General features: G+C 64.7%; 1 pseudogene. It reads left to right on the top strand.

The features are described from left to right. Window positions 1–329, top strand: a pseudogene (locus tag OC446_RS30710) (copper oxidase); the annotation flags it as partial.

The raw sequence follows: 329 nt of genomic DNA, 5'->3' as shown, positions 1-329 counted from the left end.
GACTGGGCGATCCACTGCCACAAGTCGCACCACACCATGAACGCCATGGGCCATGACAACCGGACCTACATCGGCGTGAACATGAACCAGACGGCGCCGGCCCTGAAGCGGATCGCCCCGGGCTACATGCCGATGGGCGGCACCGGCATGGGCGAGATGGGCTCGATGGAGATGCCGCTGCCCGAGAACACGCTGCCGATGATGACCGGCTATGCCCAGTTCGGGCCTGTTGAGATGGGCGGCATGTTCTCGGTCGTGAAGGTGCGGCCGGGCCTCGACCACAACGACTACAAGGATCCGGGTTGGTACAAGCACCCGGAGGGCACGGT

This window comes from Microvirga sp. Mcv34 (assembly GCF_024519725.1).
Lineage (GTDB): Bacteria > Pseudomonadota > Alphaproteobacteria > Rhizobiales > Beijerinckiaceae > Microvirga.
This window is presented reverse-complemented; position numbering and strand designations above follow the sequence as displayed.